Annotated in this window: 13 protein-coding genes and 1 pseudogene; 1 reads left to right on the top strand and 13 read right to left on the bottom strand. The window is 31.2% G+C overall.

The window, feature by feature from the left end:
- Positions 1-25: 25 nt before the first annotated feature.
- The 12 genes and pseudogenes from COL3_RS12155 to COL3_RS12215 all read right to left on the bottom strand — a co-directional run bounded on the left by COL3_RS12155 (position 26) and on the right by COL3_RS12215 (position 15566).
- Entirely contained in the window at positions 26-376 is a 351-nt protein-coding gene (locus COL3_RS12155) for an Mbov_0395 family pilin-like conjugal transfer protein (RefSeq protein WP_008423796.1), read from the bottom strand.
- The gene (locus tag COL3_RS12160; protein WP_008423795.1) at positions 366-2546 is read right to left on the bottom strand and encodes a VirD4-like conjugal transfer protein, CD1115 family; all 2181 of its coding nucleotides are present in this window, start codon (positions 2544-2546) and stop codon (positions 366-368) included. The genes COL3_RS12155 and COL3_RS12160 overlap by 11 nt, the downstream gene beginning before the upstream one ends.
- Before the next feature lie 83 nt (positions 2547-2629).
- Positions 2630-3088 carry a ParB N-terminal domain-containing protein gene (locus COL3_RS12165; RefSeq protein ID WP_008423793.1) on the bottom strand — a complete coding sequence of 153 codons (459 nt, stop codon included), beginning with the start codon at positions 3086-3088 and terminating at the stop codon, positions 2630-2632.
- Between the two features lie 33 nt (positions 3089-3121).
- Positions 3122-3766 (bottom strand): annotated as a pseudogene (locus tag COL3_RS29295) (DNA alkylation repair protein).
- 68 nt (positions 3767-3834) lie between these two features.
- Entirely contained in the window at positions 3835-4791 is a 957-nt protein-coding gene (locus tag COL3_RS12175; protein WP_008423789.1) for a relaxase/mobilization nuclease domain-containing protein, read from the bottom strand.
- 9 nt (positions 4792-4800) lie between these two features.
- Complete coding sequence (mobC, locus tag COL3_RS12180) at positions 4801-5112, bottom strand: plasmid mobilization relaxosome protein MobC (RefSeq protein ID WP_008423787.1); 312 nt, start codon at positions 5110-5112, stop codon at positions 4801-4803.
- A 155-nt stretch (positions 5113-5267) separates the two neighbouring features.
- The gene (locus COL3_RS12185) at positions 5268-6257 is read right to left on the bottom strand and encodes a DUF3991 domain-containing protein (RefSeq protein ID WP_008423785.1); all 990 of its coding nucleotides are present in this window, start codon (positions 6255-6257) and stop codon (positions 5268-5270) included.
- 25 nt (positions 6258-6282) lie between these two features.
- On the bottom strand, positions 6283-6999 hold the full coding sequence (locus tag COL3_RS12190) for a JAB domain-containing protein (RefSeq protein WP_008423782.1): 717 nt from the start codon (positions 6997-6999) through the stop codon (positions 6283-6285).
- Complete coding sequence (locus COL3_RS12195) at positions 7000-7230, bottom strand: hypothetical protein (RefSeq protein ID WP_008423780.1); 231 nt, start codon at positions 7228-7230, stop codon at positions 7000-7002.
- A gap of 29 nt (positions 7231-7259) precedes the next feature.
- Complete coding sequence (locus COL3_RS12200) at positions 7260-13802, bottom strand: helicase-related protein (protein ID WP_008423778.1); 6543 nt, start codon at positions 13800-13802, stop codon at positions 7260-7262.
- Entirely contained in the window at positions 13795-14784 is a 990-nt protein-coding gene (locus COL3_RS12210; protein ID WP_008423777.1) for a ParB/RepB/Spo0J family partition protein, read from the bottom strand. The genes COL3_RS12200 and COL3_RS12210 overlap by 8 nt, the downstream gene beginning before the upstream one ends.
- A complete protein-coding gene (locus tag COL3_RS12215) occupies positions 14781-15566 on the bottom strand; it encodes an AAA family ATPase (RefSeq protein WP_008423775.1) in 786 nt (261 codons plus the stop codon). The genes COL3_RS12210 and COL3_RS12215 overlap by 4 nt, the downstream gene beginning before the upstream one ends.
- A gap of 181 nt (positions 15567-15747) precedes the next feature.
- On the opposite strand from COL3_RS12215, the gene COL3_RS12220 reads away from it, so the two are divergent.
- A complete protein-coding gene (locus tag COL3_RS12220; protein ID WP_008423772.1) occupies positions 15748-15963 on the top strand; it encodes a helix-turn-helix transcriptional regulator in 216 nt (71 codons plus the stop codon).
- A gap of 45 nt (positions 15964-16008) precedes the next feature.
- Here COL3_RS12220 and COL3_RS12225 read toward each other — a convergent pair whose 3' ends face one another.
- The gene (locus COL3_RS12225) at positions 16009-16953 is read right to left on the bottom strand and encodes a caspase family protein (protein WP_008423770.1); all 945 of its coding nucleotides are present in this window, start codon (positions 16951-16953) and stop codon (positions 16009-16011) included.

Raw genomic sequence — 16953 nt, forward strand, 5'->3', positions numbered from 1 at the left:
ATAAATACCTCCACTTTTTTAAAAATTATTTGTAATATCCAATTATTAAATTTAATGTAGCTGAAGCTATAACTGCACCTATGCAAGAAACTATAGCAACTACAATTCTGTTGTTCCACTTCTTCTGATCCATATCATCGGCAGCGCTACGTCTTATAAAGAAGTATATTATAAGCACTCCTGCTACTACTGGAGCAAATATCATAAGCCAAGTTGTTATGTCATTTATAAGTTTTTCTGTACCTTTTACAAGTTTGCTATTTTGTACATTATCATCGGCATAGACTGTATAGCTACTCATAAATACGGCGTATAAAGTTAAAATTACTGCCCAAGCCTTTTCTTTTACTTTCCTTAATAAATTCTTAATCTTCATCGCTGTATAGTTCTCCTTTCTTTTCGCTTTCTTCATAAAAATATCCTGATTGGATTTTAGAAACCTGCATACGCATATCTCTTACTGATTGCTTTATTAATCCCATTTCCTCCTTTGCAGCATAGTAAAGCCATATTCCCCATAAGTCCATATCAGACATGGTTATGTTTCTTGATTTTCTTCTGTTTTGCCTTAGCTCCCTTACTTTTCTGTTATGTTCTTTATCTCCAAGTCCAAACATTTTATTAAACTCCCAAGCTGATAAATCTGGTGAATACATAATTACAGGGTTATTTCTTGAAGTAATTAAGCTGTAAGGTCTTGATATTAGCCTTATTTCATCTGCTGCAAGTAGTGCTCTATGGGTTAGATTAATACTTTGAGAGCTGGATGGAGTAGAAAATTTTGCTTGAGATGCACTTAAAGAATAAGTAGATACTGTATAGTTCCCAAGCTTTTTTGATATTTCCTCAAGAGTGTCAATATCGTCTGCCTGAAGATAAATCCAGTTTTCACAATTGCCTTTTATGGTCTTTGCCACCTCCTTTCCATACTTGTCATCAAGCTGTGCAAAACTCTGTAGAAATAAATTAAACCTGATTCCTCTGCCACCACCAACGGTTAGCTTATTAGAGAAATCAGGTATTGTAGCAAAATTTCCAAATTCATCAAGTAGAAAATTTACTCTGTTTTTTAGTCTTCCACCTCTTTCATCTGCACTTTTTACAAGTTCAATATAATGCTGTGATACAAATAAACTTGCCAATGTGTAATAAGTAGTCTTTTCATCTGGAAGTATTATAAATATAGCTCTCTTTTTACTGCCTGTTTCCTTAGGATTATAGTCACTTACATTAGTCATGGAATTGATTAAAGGATTAGTAAATAATCTTAGAGTTGTAAGAGCTGCAGTATAAAAACTTCCTCTAGTTTTGCTTGGTGCTACTTCTGAAATAGCAAGTAAAGCTTTAGCAGGATGGGAGGGATTTAGCTTTTTAACATATTCTATTATTGGCATAGTGTTACCAGTAGCCTTGCACATCTCACTAATAAAGTAGTAAACATTAGTCATATTCTGATATTTTCTGTTATTGTCATCTTTGTTGTCATAAACCACACTCATAATAGCACTTGCAATTATAGAAGCTTCACCATCTGTCCATATCCTCTCACCCTTTGGTTCTCCTACAAGCTGTGAGGTTAAATCCCAAGTTGCATCAATAGCTTTAGCAACATCATTGTTATCTACTGCATCGATTATAGGCTGCAGGAAATTATACCTACTACTCTTTTCAGGATTTTTAAAATCTATTGCTATAACTTCATAGCCTAACCTTTCTAAAAAAGGATAGGTATATGCATACAATTCTCCCTTAGGATCACTTAATATCATACTTTCCCCTGCAAGTGCTATTGTACCTATGCTTTCAAGTACCACCGTTCTTGTTTTGCCTGAACGAGTAGCTCCAATACAAAGACTATGAACATCTTCTCCTATAAAATAAATCTTTTCACTTCCCTTATACTTTTTACAACCTAAAACTATCCCACCCTGCGGTAAAAGAGCTTTGGTAAATTCACCTGAACGTTTTGAGGTTTCATCTTTGGATTTTCCTTGAATATTTCCTTTTTCTCCTTCCATGTTAAATTGTTCTTTATTCTCTGAGCATTTTTCTTGCTTCTTTTCCCCTTCATCTTCTCTTTCATTTCTTTCATTCCATCCTTTCTTTATTTCTTTTAAATCATCATATCCTTGTTCTATTAATGCCTTTACCATGTTGTCATTTATATTTAGAGTAAAGCTATTAAAAGCTGAATCCTTCTCTTTTTCTGTAAGCCACTCTGCTGAGCCAAATTGTTTTTGTCCCGCTGGCACTGGAGTTGAAATTTTAGGTGTTATTTCTCTTAAATCACTTTGATAAGGCTTGTTGTTTGCTACATAGTAGAATATTGAAAATAAAGCTATAAACCCATCAAGACATAAAAAAAGCAATAAGTGTTCTCTACTTACCGCCATGCTATGGATACAAATTATTAAACTTGGAATTTCTAAAACTATCATTTGCTTTGAAAGCAACTGATGAATTACTGTTGAAAAATAAAGGTTAAATAAAATGCCACTCACTAATATAAGTAAGCTTATTAAAAGTTTTTTCTTTTTGGATTTCATTGATGGTGTTGCTCCTTTCTGAATTTAATTTTGGGAAAATGAAAAAGACCTACCTTCTCGGCAAGTCAAAAAAATTTGTACATTTATAATCTCCTTAGAAACTCATCATTCTTTTTAATAATGTCTTTTATTCTATATTTTATACTTTTTTTCTTCCAATAACAAACTCGACACTGTCCATCATAATCTTGAACATATACATCTAGCTTAATATTAGCATTAGCAGCTGAACATAACCTATGCTGTCCATCAGTAATTGCATAATGTCCACAAGAATTTCTTGTTATCCTTACTGGTGATAAATTATTTGTAACTCCTTTTTCTTTTAAAGAATGTGCTAATGATATGCAATACCTATAATCACATTCTTTGCAATAAATTGAATTAGATTCATCTTTATATTTTTCTTGTTCAAACTGTATACTGCATTTTCCCTTACTTAATCTATAACAATCATATTTACTTAAATTAAAAACAAAAGTTTTTCCCTTTGGATTAAAATTTCTAATAAGATTATATCCTGGATAATTGTCTTCTAACATAAAATCTCCCTTAAAAGTAAGTACTATTAACATCTAAAGATACTTACTTGCCTCCCTAACACTTAGTGTAGATAATTTATTTTCTTTTAAAAAATTTCTGACCCATTCCTTATCAGTCTTTGAGTATTCTCTTAGTGACCATCCTATAGCTTTATTTATAAAAAATTCATCTGTGTTACAGTTACTAAGTATCGCTTTTCTTAATATATCAACATCTGTTTTATCTTTATATTGCAATTGAAAATCTATAGCTACCCTTTTTAATCAGATATTATCACAATCAATCCATTTTAATATTACAGATTCCTTTAATTGTGGATACTCCAAACACATATAACCAACAATAGCATCAAGACAATCTGTACTATCCCACCATGAATTTGTTATAATAAGCTTCTCAATCCTGCTAATATCCTCTGGTACAAGTTGTTTTTTTTATAGCAAAATATAATCTAAAGCTAAATAATGAAATTCCCTTTCTGGCATATCATAGCACTTAAATATAAATTCCCAATCAATAGATATATCTTTTTTATGTTGTTTAAGAAAATCCTTGCTTAACTTTGCTCTTTCATGCTTTGCTATACCAAGAAACTCAAATTTATTCTTCATATATGCAGCCATTTTTTTAGAATTTTCTTCATTTCTTGAAGCATAAAAAATTTCAAATATATTCATAACCTCACCCCTTATTCCATCAGTTTTCTATCTACCATAACTAAATTATAGCATTATATATAATTTATTTAAATTTCTTGGTAATTACTTTTTTCCCAATCTAATCCCCTTCCCTTAGCTTCCTCAATAGCTCTTTCCTTCCTTGCTTGTCCTTCAAGAGCTGTTAAAGGATAATGTCCTTGATTATAATTTGTATCTTCTTTAGATGACATTTTAATGGCAGATAATAAAAGTTCCATTTTTGCTTGAAGCTGTTTTTTAGTTGCTTGCTGTTCATTTAATTCAAAAGCTTTAAGAAGTGCTTCTTTAATAAATTGTTCTGGTGGATACAGCTTTCTATTTCTACATTTCTTACCGTTAGGAGTAGTAAAAGTAATATATTTTCTTTCATCACTCCAATCCACTTTATAACCTAGCTTCTCCATATTCTCAATAAATTCTTCCTTATTTCTGCTACACCATTTGCATTGCCTTACTGCTAAGAAAAGCTCATACTTCCAACTTTGTTCTTTATCTTTAGCCCTGTGTTCTCCTCTATTTTTATGATTTCCTTTAGCTCCATCAACAATGATAAGTCCATAATCTCTACATAGCCCATCAGAGTATTCTTTTAAGCTTTCTAATTGTTCTTTTGATAGCTGCCATTTCAGTCCTGTTGTGAAACTTACAGAATTAATAATAAAGTGATTATGCAAATGCTCTTTATCTGTATGAGTAGCATATACAACTTGGAAATCTTTAAAGTCTTCATGTTCTAAAAGCTTTTTCCCTATTTCATTTATTGCTTCTGGAGTAGCTTTATCATGTGGTGAAAAAGACTGTACAAAATGTATAAACTGCCTTCCAGTTTCTTTTTTATAGTTTTGCTTAGTCATTACAAATTCATTAAAAGCAGTATCTGGACTACAATCTTTTCCACCAACTAAATGTGGTTCAGTTTTAATAGGATTCTTTATATAGTTAATGGCTCTTTTCATTCCTTTATAGGTGTTATTTGAAGCATTAATAAATTCTATTACAGCCATTTTCTCCCCTTACTTTTTATGTTTCCTTATAGAAACTAAATACTCCCATAAATCATTTAATAATTTATTTACTGATGTTATATCTGCACAGTTTATTTTCCCTTGATGACAAAGCCTTGTAAGTTGGTTAAGATTTGTACCTATCTTTGAAAGCTGGTGAGTAAAATCTTTTATTCCATCAATAACCACAATCTCTTTATTAAGTGCTGAAGCTATAACATAATTACTAAAGGTCATATTAGCTTTCTTTGCTTTCTTTTTTATTTGCTCTACTTCATCTTCTGTCATTCTAATATTAGTTTGAACATTTCTTTTCCTCATTCCTTCCCTTCTTTCTAATTTTTTTAAAAGGGGCTTGGGGATTTCCCCAACTTTTCACAAGCTATTGGCTATACCAATAGGAAGCTTGCCTTCACCTCAAGCCCATGGCTTTCGCTCAGTCCTCTTGGATATTGAAAAAAGAACTCTTTACCTTTCTAAATACTAATATCCTCAAACTCAGTTGAGTAATCATTACTTCCATACATAGCTTCATTTTCACTTATTTTTGTTACTTTCGACTCCTCATCTAAAGCTATTAAATCTTCATTAAAATCTTTTCCTTTAGGTTTATGCCTTACAATTTCATATCTATCTTTATATTTATTAAAAATTTGATTACATGCAAAATGCCCTGCCTCATCATTATCAAGACAGAGCATTATTTTATTTATATTAGGATTTTCTTTTAAGTAGTATTCAAGAGCCTTATCCCCAACTCCTCCAAGAGAAATACAGTGATTATCAAAGCTTCGTATATTATGTTTTTTTATCAATGTAAGATAGCTCATTAAATCTATAGGAGCTTCAAATATACATACTGTATTATTATTTCCTTCCTTACAAAATGGATAGGTTTTATCTGAGTTTTTTACATCACATCTAAAAGAATTACCTGTAGTATTAGTACTTCTTATACTTGCATATTTAGGATTGTTTTCCTTATCAAAGCCTACAAATACGCAGCTACCATGTGCATTTTCATATAGCTTATGTTCTTTAACAAAATCTCTTACAATTTCACTATCAATGCCCCTTGAATTAATAAGATATGCAAAAATATGTTTAAAGGTAGTATTTTTTTCTGGAAGAATAAATTCTCCTTTTGTTTCTTCTTCAATAACTTCTAGAGGTTTATATCGTACAATTTCATCTGTTTTTCCTATTAGAGTTTTTACCGCATCTACCCAGGACTTATTCTCCATTTCCATTACAAACTGAATAGCTCCACCACCTTTATTCTGATAAAACCAATTCCATTTATGGCCATCACTATGAATATATAAACCTCCATAGCCTTCTATTTTAAAGGAACGAGAAGTAACTTGCTTTACTGGATATCCTGCACTTAAAGCATAGCTTATTATATTTACACTATCAGCTTTAGATATTTCTTCATCAGTAAATCTTAGTTTTTCCATTGCCATGAACTATTCCCTCCTATAAATAAAGTTAAAGCTCCAATTCCTCGTCTAACTGAGAATTGAAGCTTTGATTTTCTTCTAATATATTTTTATTTTCTATTTTTATTGGTTCATAGCTAGCTAATTCATTTATAGCTTGTGGCATATAACCTTTTTCAGCCATAGAACAAAAATTCACTCCTGCAACTATTATATGATCATGTATTTTTATATCTAAGGGATAAAATATATTTACAAGCTTTTGTGTTAATGCTTTATCTCCATTAGATGGGGAATTAGAACCTCCTGGATGATTATGTGCTAATATCATTGCTTTGCAATCACAAGCTAGAGCTTCTTTTAAAATGTCTCTTGGATAAATTACTGCTTGAGCTATATTCCCTTCTGACATTATTTTTGTCTGAATTATGTTGTTTCCATTATCTAAAAATGCCACCATAAATTTTTCTTTATCCTTTATACCACTTAATAATGGAATAAAGTAATCAGCTGCTTCTTTAGGAGATGAAAACTTAATTTTGTTTTCACTTTCATGTACTTTAAGTAGGTTGTAAGAAGCTATAAATTCATTAAGCAGTCCTATTTTTTGAAGTTGCTTTTCATTTGGTTCTATAACTTTTGGATGCTCTAATATATTAAAAGGATTATTTTCTTTTGCATATTCTTGAATTTTCTTTATAGGAATACCTGTCAAATTGGTTAAACCTTTTAAAAAGTTATCAGTATAGGGCATATTCTTATCCATTTACACCACACCTCCCATATTTTCTATAATCATCCCTAAGCTTTCTAATTTTTCATAAGTATCATAAGGAAGATCCATTTTATCATAGTCTTTTAGAAAATTATCTACTCCATAGTTTTCAATATACCCTGTTATTTTTTCTTCAGTGTCTATATCAAGTTCTAAAAGTTGTGCTATTAAAGAACTTATATATTTATAATTATCTCTGTTTATTCCTTTATTTTTATTCACTTACCTCACCCAATCTTTTCAAAAATTTTTCACATTGCCATTTCATCATATTCCTGTTCTTTTAACCCTTCATTTCCCTCACCTTCCTTATTTAATGCATCTTCATCTACTATAACTTCATTGTCTTTTTTATTAAGATCCAGTAATGAGTTTAACTCAAATTGTCTTGAAAGCTTTTCTTTTAATGCGTCTTCATAAGGAAATGGTTTTTCATATTCTATCTTTGACTGTTCTAAGTTTCTTTTATATTCCTCAATCTTTGTTTCTATATTCTCCATTTTGTTTTCAAGATTATTTAGCACATTTTCAATTCTAAGCATATTTCCATGAGCACTATCTCCAAGGTCTACGGTGTATTTTAAATTACCATGAATTAATAGTTCATACTTTTCATAGAATAGATTTTTTCTAAGTTTTAATTCAAAACCTTTAAAACTTCCTACATGAAGCTCTTCACCTTTTGGTATCTTCTCATAAAGACTTTGAAGCATTGTCCCTGCTTTTTCTCTTTCATCAAATAACTTACCATTTATAATTATTGAAAACTCCTTACCATTCTCCATATTTCTTTTATCAATATCCTTAATAACACATTCAAGCTGGCTGTTAGCTTCACTAATAAGTTTTGGATATTTGAAAGTGAAATTATCTTGAAAGGTATATTTTTGACTATCATGGGCAGCTTTTAAAACTCTTAGTCTTGATACTTCATTATCATTATCCATCTTTTCCTTTATTAAGGGATTCCCAGTAGCTAAAGCTTTAACTTCTGCATAGGACAGTACTGTTTCATCTACATCTTCACAGTTTCTTGCAACAGATTTGGAAGTCATTATCTGCGATATGAACTTTTGTTTTTGCTCTACAATCTGCCAAAGGTATGAATCAAAAGTATCTTTGGTAACATATCTGTAAATATTTACCTCTTGGTTCATATTCCCCTGCCTTAAAATTCTTCCTTCACGCTGCTCTATATCACTTGGTCTATAGGGACAATCTAAATGATGAAGTGCAATTAGTCTGTCTTGAATATTTGTTCCAGTTCCCATTTTAGGTGTACTTCCTATAATTATTCTTTTATTTCCGGCCCTCATATCAGAAAATATTTCTTCACGTTGTATTTCATTTTTAGCATCGTGGATAAAGCATATTTCATTTTCAGGAATTCCTTTATTTATTAGTTCTGCTTTAATTGAATCATAAACAGAAAAACGCCCATCTGAATTAGGCGTTCCAACATCACAAAATACTATTTGAGTTCCTTTTATACTTTCTGATTTTTTGTATTCTTCATAAATATTTTCAATGCACTTATTAACCTTTGAATCTGTCTCATTTATTGCTTCTTTATTGATAAGCCTTGGATCAGTTCCCAAAAGTCTTGCTTCATTAGTTATCTTAAGCATATTATCTACAGAAGGATCAACCATGCCATTTCTAATTCTTTCAGCTCTTTCAACATAGTTTTCCATTTCATGTTTTATAAACTCACTTGGCTCTGAAGATACTAAAATATATTTATCATCTTTAAGTTTTGGTACTGGAAGCTTTAACATATCTGAGGTTTGAACATCTGCTATATTTTTAAATAAGGTCATTAGTTCTGGAAGGTTTGTAAACTTTGAAAACCTGCTTCTAAACCTATAGCCTGTACCTTCTGGAGCAAGTTCTAATGAGGAAACCACTTCGCCAAAGCTAGCAGCCCAAGCATCAAAATGCTGTATTCCTCGCCTTTCAAGCTCATGATTTTGAAGATACCTCTGCATTACATACATTTCTGTCATAGAATTTGAAATAGGAGTTCCTGTAGCAAATATTACTCCCCTGCCTTCATTTATCTCATGGATATATTGGCATTTCATAAGCATATCACTGGCTTTTTTAGCTCTTGTATTGGATATTCCAGCCACATTTCTCATTTTAGAAAATACTGCACAGTTTTTATAATAATGTGCTTCATCCACAAACATAGTGTCAATGCCAAGCTCTTCAAAGTTTATAACATCATCCTTTCTTGATTCATCAAGAAGCCTTTTAAGTTCACTCTCTAAACTTTTCTTAAATTTCTCCATCTGCTTTACGGACCAGTTTTCTCCTCTTTCTCTTTTAGTAGCTTCAATAGCATAGGTCATTTGGTCAATCTGATAATTTAACATTCTTTCTTGTCTTTCCTTTGAAATTGGTATTTTTTCAAATTGCGTATGACCTATAATTATTGCATCATAAGCGCCTGTAGCAATTCTACTTACAAACCTTCTTCTATTTTGCTTTTCAAAGTCTTTCTTTGTAGTAACTAAAATATTAGCTGATGGATATAATCTTAAAAATTCTGCTCCCATCTGCTCTGTTAAATGATTAGGTACTACAAATATGCTTTTCTTAGAAAGCCCTAGTCTTTTAAGCTCCATTGCACTTGCTATCATTTCAAAGCTCTTGCCCGCACCCACACAATGAGCAAGAAGGGTACTTCCACCATATAAAATTCTAGCTATAGCATTTACTTGATGCTGTCTAAGTTTAATATCTGGATTCATTCCAGGGAAAGTTAAATGGCTCCCATCATACTCTCTAAGCCTTATGTTATTAAAGTTTTCATTATAGAATTCAACATACTTCTTTCTTCTGTCAGGATCTCTGAATATCCAGTTCTTAAATTCTTCCTTAATCTGATTTTGTTTTTCTCTAGCAAGCATAGTTTCCTTTTGATTAATTACATATCTTACAGTATCGCCTTCTTCTATTCTGTCTTTTACTGTAACTGTTCTAAGGTTTAAAGTTTCTTCAATAATGTAGTAGGCATTAAGCCTTTTAGTTCCAAAGGTTTCTGTTGCTGCCACGGAATAGCCATCTATACCTTTGTTTTCAATAACCCAAGATGCATTGAAATTATTATAATGAACTTTTATTTCATTGCTGCTATAACGAGAACCTGAGTTTTGTGCATACTTTGGAGTTCCTAAGGTTTCATAAATAAATTTTTCTATATCTCTTTCTTCAATCCATGTTGTTCCAAGCCTTATGTCAATTTCGCTAGCCTCTAAATTTACTGGCTTAACTTTTTCTAAGGCTTCTACATTTTGTGTAAAAAGCTCTGGATTAGTTTCAGCATAAAGCTTTGCTAATTTTAATTTCTGCCTTACATTACCGCTTAAATATTCATCTTGAGTTTCCCATCCTTGAAGTAAATCATCTTTATTATATTTTTCAGGATTTAAGAATATTAAACCTTTAAGTTCATTTATAATATTCTCTCTTGTGCTATCATAAATTTCTAGCATTAGAGATAAATCTACCGTTCCCTTTTCATTTAAACTTACTGTAAGAGCTTCAATGGCTGTATCAACTTCTGTTATTTTTTCAAGAGGACGTATAGTTTGTTTAGTGAACATATCAGCTTTAGTAACATTTTTGTTTTCATCTACTACCTCAAGAGAACATAATAGGGGATAATCATTATCATCTCTAAAAGCTGTATTATTGGTTCTTGCTGTTATATATCCATAATTTTCAACAAAGGTATCATACCTTTTATTCAATATTTCCTGCTTTTCTTTTAACTCTTCTTGGGTGCATCCGTTTGTTTGAATATCTATTATTTCTCTAGTGATTTCCCTTATAGCATGGAGACCTTTTATCCTCTCTAAAGTCTTTCCTGTAGCTTCAATCTTTCTCATTGCAGCATTTTCTCTATAATAAAGCTGGTTATCTATAAAGGTGTAAGTGTAGTTTCTCACATTAGAATCAGCAGGAATAAAATCTTCTGTAGCAGCTTCTTCTCTTTCAAAACTTACTATATTAGCATTTAGATTTTCAACTGCTTTAGCTAAAGCTTCACTTAAATCAAAATTTTCATCATCATTAACTAAGGCTGTGTATTTACTGCCTTCACCAAACATTCTCTGGTCAAAAACCATCTTTCCAAGAAGCATTTCTGGATTATCAAGAAAATATTCATTTATAGGCACTCCATCTTCTGTTTTTGCAACATGAAGCCAATTTTCTTCTACAACCTGTAGCCTTTCTCTCTTTTGAAGAAATATAATATCCGCTGTAACATCTGTATTGGCATTTGATTTAAAGGCCGTATTAGGAAGTCTTATAGCTCCTATTAATTCTGCACGCTCTGCAATATACTTTCTTACACTGTTATTTTCTTTATCCATAGTCCCTTTAGAGGTTATAAAAGCTATAATTCCACCTGGTCTTACTTTATCTAAAGCCTTAGCAAAAAAGTAATCGTGTATTAAAAAATTATATTTATCATATTTAGGATCATGAAGCTTATAGTCTCCAAAGGGAACATTGCCTATAGCAACGTCAAAGAAATTATCTGGATAATTATTTTCTTCAAAGCCTTGTACTTTGATATCCGCCTTTTGATAGAGCTGCTTTGCTATTCTTCCTGAAATATCATCAAGTTCTACTCCATATAACTTAGAATTTTTCATACTGTCTGGAAGCATAGAAAAGAAATTTCCAACTCCCATGGAAGGTTCTAATATATTACCTGTTTTAAATCCAAAGTTCTCAAGTGCTTTATATATTCCTTCAATCACTGTAGGTGAAGTATAATGAGCATTAGGTGTAGAAGCTCTTGCAGATGCATATTCTTCAGGAGAAAGTAGTGCTTTTAATTCTGTATATTCACTATTCCATCCTGTGCTATTAATATCAAAGGCTTGAGCCATGCCCCCCCAACCTACGTACTTAGCAAGTATTTTCTGTTCCTCTGGTGTTGCTAATCTATTTTCTTCTTCAATAACCTTTAAAGTTTTAATAGCTTCTATATTGTTTCTAAATTTAGTTTTAAGTCCTCCAACTCCAATTTCATCATCTGGACTATAGTTGTAGTTTATTTTCTCATCTTTTTCTTTTGCATTTGTTTTTCCTTTAGTTTCAGGTTTTCTATTAACTTCATTGTTATTTAGCCACCCTAAAATATTAGTTTCATAATTTTCTATGGCTTTATTTTTATAATCTTCCCAAGTTGAATTTTTACCTGTAGTTATATATTCTGTATTTACTACAGTTGATGCTTCTGTATTAATTAAAGAGTTTATTTTATTTACAGCAACATTTATCTCCAAATCATTAAAAGTAATTTCTTTTACTATTTTATCAATTACATTTTGAATTTTTTCTAACTTGCTTTCTATATTTACTTCTTCTAATGCTACTTGACTTGTAATTAAGTTTGATATATTTTGTAAAGTCTTTGAGTAAAGGTTCTTTTCTGATGGTTCTTCAAACTCTACACTTTTATAATAATCAGCATTTAGTGATTTTAGCTTATAAATAACCTGCTCATAGATTTTATCTTGAATATCGCCTTTATTACTAATATCTTCATTTTTAGTATCTTCTATATTTTTAGCTCCCTTATGCTTATTTTCAGGAATAAAAAAAGAGCCACTTTGTTGTGACTCAAAAATATCTATTTGCTTTATCTCATTTTGTATACTATTTCGTGAAGAACTATCTCCTCTGCTGTTTCCTTTATTCTCTTCCTGTGCTTGAAGCTCTCCATTGTATTCTCTGGATTCATTATTGGATCTGTTTTCAGCATTTGCTCCATTAATACTTCCAGCCTCTGATATGCTTCCTCGTTCACCTGATGCATTTTCTCCATCAGCTCCCCTTGTGCTAAAAGTAAGCTGTATCTGCTCTGATGATTGTTCTTTAGATAATTTAATGCCATCTGCCCGTACTTCCCTAAAGGCTTCTGATCTACTTCCTTGTTCCTGGATATTTGTATCTCTGGATAAAATATTCCGTCTATCTCCTTGTAACTTAAGTTTAAGTTCTCTTTCATAATTTTTTTCGCTCCTTTGCTTTTTTATTATTTTTACTATTTCACTTTCAAATTCTCTAAGAATTTGCTGTGATATATTACACACAGAATTTCCAAGTCTAAAAGTTAATGGCAGCGTATTAAAATGATTTATTACTCTAAAGCTATTTTCGCTGTCAAAGTTTGAAGCTTCTATTCCACATCTTTTTGCCACCATATAATTTATACTTTCAAGAACAGTTTGAGTAAAACAACTTATAAACCCTTCTTCTGGTAAACCTTCAAGCCACGTTTCTTTAATATCCTGTTCATAGCCTTCTAAAATATTATCAAAGCTTTCATTAACCTTGATATCAGTAATCTGTAATATTAATTCTTCAATAGAACTACAATTTAACTCATATTTTTCATTCATACTTTCTAAAAATTTTTTACTAATAGCATCACTTAACTTCCATAGCTTAGGAATGGTATGAGGTTCTCCATTAGTGTCTTTAATATCAAATAAATATGTTAATCTAAGAGTTGGCATTGAAGTATCAAAAACTGCTATGCTTCTTGTTCCTCTGTTTACATATCTTCCTATTTTTTTATTCCAAATTTCCATAGTAGCAACCATGGTAGCATCAGGTCTTTGAGCATAAATCAAAACTGCATTATCAAAGTTATACTTATAAATTCTTGCTGCAAAGTCTAAGAACTCTTTCCACTCCTTTTTATTGCTTGTAACTATTCCTGTTACTTTTTCGTAGATTTCTCTTACCTCTGTTATTCTACTCATCAAGTACCTCCTTCCCCTGTGTTTCAAAATATAGTTTTAAAGCCTTATCAATAATCTCTTCAATCTCTGGCTGTTTAACTTCTGGTGCAAAATATTTGCTTATTAGTTTTGGCTTCAATTTTATAGCAGTGGGTTTATTTGATTTTGTTTTCTTGTTAAGTTCTCCTGAAAGAATTGAATAAGCTGTTTCTTCATTTAATTTTCCTTTCTCTGAGTAATCCCTAAGTACTTCGGCTTTTTTCATGTCTAATTTAAAATTGTTGGAGTTTAAAATTTCGTTTATAATTTGCTGCTCTTCTTTTTTTATAAATGATATTGTTACTGCTGTCATAAATGCAATTTCATCAGCATCAAGTCTATTCATTAAATCACTATCTAATTCTCCAAGCCTAACATATCTGGCTATCATATTTCTTGAAAGATTATAACTTTGAGCTAATTTTTCATCTGTTCTTAACTTTGTCTCAACTTGGCACAAAGTTGCTTCATCTTTGATATTATAAGGGTTTGCAAGCTTTTCAATTTCATCTAAAAGGTCATTTCTTTTTCCTTGCTGCTTCATGGCTTTATATCTTTGTGATATTGCAGCTGTTCTCTCTGAATACCTTAAATCTGCAAAAGAACGTTGAATTAAATTAGTTTCAGTAACAATTAAAGTAGCTTCATCTTCAGTAAGTCCTTCCTTAATAACCGCTGGTACTTTAAGTATTCCTGCAAGTTTTGCAGCATTTACTCTATTGTGACCAGATAGGATCTGATAGCTTGTACCTATAGGTCTTATAACTATAGGTACAATAACTCCAAACTCCTTAATACTTTCTACCATATCATTTAATCTTTCACCTTCATACAGCTTAAAAGGGTGATTACTAAAAGGCACAAGTTTTTCTATTTCAATCTCTGCTATTCCTGAATTAGTTTCTTTTTCAGATGAGATATCTCCAAACATATCATCTAAGCTCATTAACTTTCTCTCACTCATATTGCAGCCACCTCCTTAGCAAATTCTCTATATGCAATGGATACTTTATTTTTAGAATCATATTCTATGGTACTCTTACTTTTCATATTGGCTTCTCCAACCTTAACAGAAGTTGGAATTTTATTTTCAAATATGTTGATTTTACTACCATAAGCATCCTGAATAATTGCTAATACTTCTTTTGAAAGCTTCATTCTTTCTGCATACATTGTTAAAAGTATTCCATCAACCTCAATCTTAGGATTTATTCTCTTTTTAACTCTTATAATATTCCTAAGAAGTAGCTCCAAGCCTTTAGCTGAAAGATATTGAGGAGTAACAGGAATGATCACACTATCACAAGCCGCAAGAGCATTTATAGTAAGCATTCCAAGTGATGGAGAACAATCAATAATAACGTAATCATAATCAGTTTTCACTTCATCAACTATAGATTTTAAAACCAATTCTCTGCTCATAACATTTACAAGGGCTATTTCGATTGCTGATAGCTCTAAGCTACATGGAATAATATCAATATTTCCTGCTGTAATAATATATTCTTCCTTTTTAGGTAAGCTTTTTTCTTCAATAGCCAGTGCCATAAGATTATATATTGTTGTTTTTATACTATCTGTATTATCATAACCAAAACATACTGTTAAGCTACTCTGCGGGTCGAAGTCTATAAGTAATACCTTCTTTCCCATTTCTGCTAATGCATATCCTAAGTTTAAAGTTGTTACAGTTTTCGCTACACCTCCTTTTTGATTCACGATAGAAATTACTTTACTTTTACACATTTTTACCCTCCACCTTTATAAATTCATTTTTCCTGCTTTTCTAATTCACACTATTTAATTTAATATTACACTTATAAATGTTATTATTCAAGAAGAATCTTTTGTTTTTATCAATTATTTTTATTATTATTGAAAATTCACATTAAAAAGTGTATATTTAAATTTAAGGATGGTGAATCACATGCAATTAACTATGGGTGAAAAAATTCGTATTTTAATAAAAAGAAAAAATATTACTATATCGGAGCTTGCAAGGTTAACAGGCACTACTAATCAAAATTTATCGAATAAACTTTCTCGTGATAATTTCTCAGAAAAAGAGCTCCAGCAAATTGCTGAAGCTCTTGGGTGTAGATTTGAGGGATATTTTGTTTTTCAGGATGGGGAGAAAATATAAAACAGTCATATAAATATAATTATAAAATAGTGTCCAAGTAGTTTATTATAATCTAGATTCTTTTGCTAATCTCCAATAATGATAGCCTAAAGCAGTTAGTCTACATGCCTTTGAATTAATTGCTGCAAAATACATATATTCTTCTCCACAAGGCACAATTAATCCTACTGAAAACATCTTTTGTAATTTTTTAAATACCTGTACGTTTTCTTCAACTGCACTTTCATGGGTATATTCGAATGATGGATCTAATTGAAATTCTGATTCAGGTGTTTCAAAATATTTAGGTAATTCTCTAAGAACTTCTAACGGCACAGGTGGATTAACCCTTCTTAAATGAGTAAATCTCGTAACATTCGTTTTAAATACAGGACGTTGCTCCCATGGTCCTAGAGCACTATCAACATATGAATATATGCTTCCAGGCGTTACAAATCCTCGTAAATCTGAAGCTCCACCATATAATGCATCCACTACTAAAGCTGTAAATACTCCTGAACCATTAATCTCTATGGCTGATTCATTGCTCCTACTCGCTGTTAAAACAGTCATTCCTTCTGATAAAAAAGAAGTATTATTGTCAACTAATGGATTACCAAAAGCTCCTGCATGGCAACAATCTAAAATTATTATTTTATCTCTAACTTTTGACTTATTAGCCAATTTTAGAATATCATCCATAGATATTCCTTCATCATAAGATTTAAAATCAGGTGTTACAATAGTTCCACCTGTTGAAGTTACCATACCATGACCTGAAAAATAAAATAAAGCTACATCACTATCACCTGCAAATAAATCTTCAATAGCTGAACGAAGCATAGATTTAGTCACTGGATATTTATCATCTGTTAAAGTCTTAATACTAAAATTTGGTGCTCCATCTGAATCTCTTTCTAAGACTGTTGCAATTTTTAGTGCGTCATTAACACATCCACTAAGCGGATATTCTGGATAATTATTAAACCCAACTACTAATGCTTTTCTCAT

Source organism: Clostridium sp. LS, from assembly GCF_002760435.1.
Lineage (GTDB): Bacteria > Bacillota > Clostridia > Clostridiales > Clostridiaceae > Clostridium.

Bases quoted from the DNA above. Each gene is read 5' to 3' on its own strand.
- COL3_RS12210 (WP_008423777.1), bottom strand. From the start codon at position 14,784: ATGAGTGAGAGAAAGTTAATGAGCTTAGATGATATGTTTGGAGATATC.
- COL3_RS12155 (WP_008423796.1), bottom strand. From the start codon at position 376: ATGAAGATTAAGAATTTATTAAGGAAAGTAAAAGAAAAGGCTTGGGCA.
- COL3_RS12225 (WP_008423770.1), bottom strand. From the start codon at position 16,953: ATGAGAAAAGCATTAGTAGTTGGGTTTAATAATTATCCAGAATATCCG.
- COL3_RS12215 (WP_008423775.1), bottom strand. From the start codon at position 15,566: ATGTGTAAAAGTAAAGTAATTTCTATCGTGAATCAAAAAGGAGGTGTA.
- COL3_RS12190 (WP_008423782.1), bottom strand. From the start codon at position 6,999: ATGGATAAGAATATGCCCTATACTGATAACTTTTTAAAAGGTTTAACC.
- COL3_RS12175 (WP_008423789.1), bottom strand. From the start codon at position 4,791: ATGGCTGTAATAGAATTTATTAATGCTTCAAATAACACCTATAAAGGA.
- COL3_RS12160 (WP_008423795.1), bottom strand. From the start codon at position 2,546: ATGAAATCCAAAAAGAAAAAACTTTTAATAAGCTTACTTATATTAGTG.
- COL3_RS12165 (WP_008423793.1), bottom strand. From the start codon at position 3,088: ATGTTAGAAGACAATTATCCAGGATATAATCTTATTAGAAATTTTAAT.
- COL3_RS12200 (WP_008423778.1), bottom strand. From the start codon at position 13,802: ATGAGTAGAATAACAGAGGTAAGAGAAATCTACGAAAAAGTAACAGGA.
- mobC (WP_008423787.1), bottom strand. From the start codon at position 5,112: ATGAGGAAAAGAAATGTTCAAACTAATATTAGAATGACAGAAGATGAA.
- COL3_RS12185 (WP_008423785.1), bottom strand. From the start codon at position 6,257: ATGGCAATGGAAAAACTAAGATTTACTGATGAAGAAATATCTAAAGCT.
- COL3_RS12220 (WP_008423772.1), top strand. From the start codon at position 15,748: ATGCAATTAACTATGGGTGAAAAAATTCGTATTTTAATAAAAAGAAAA.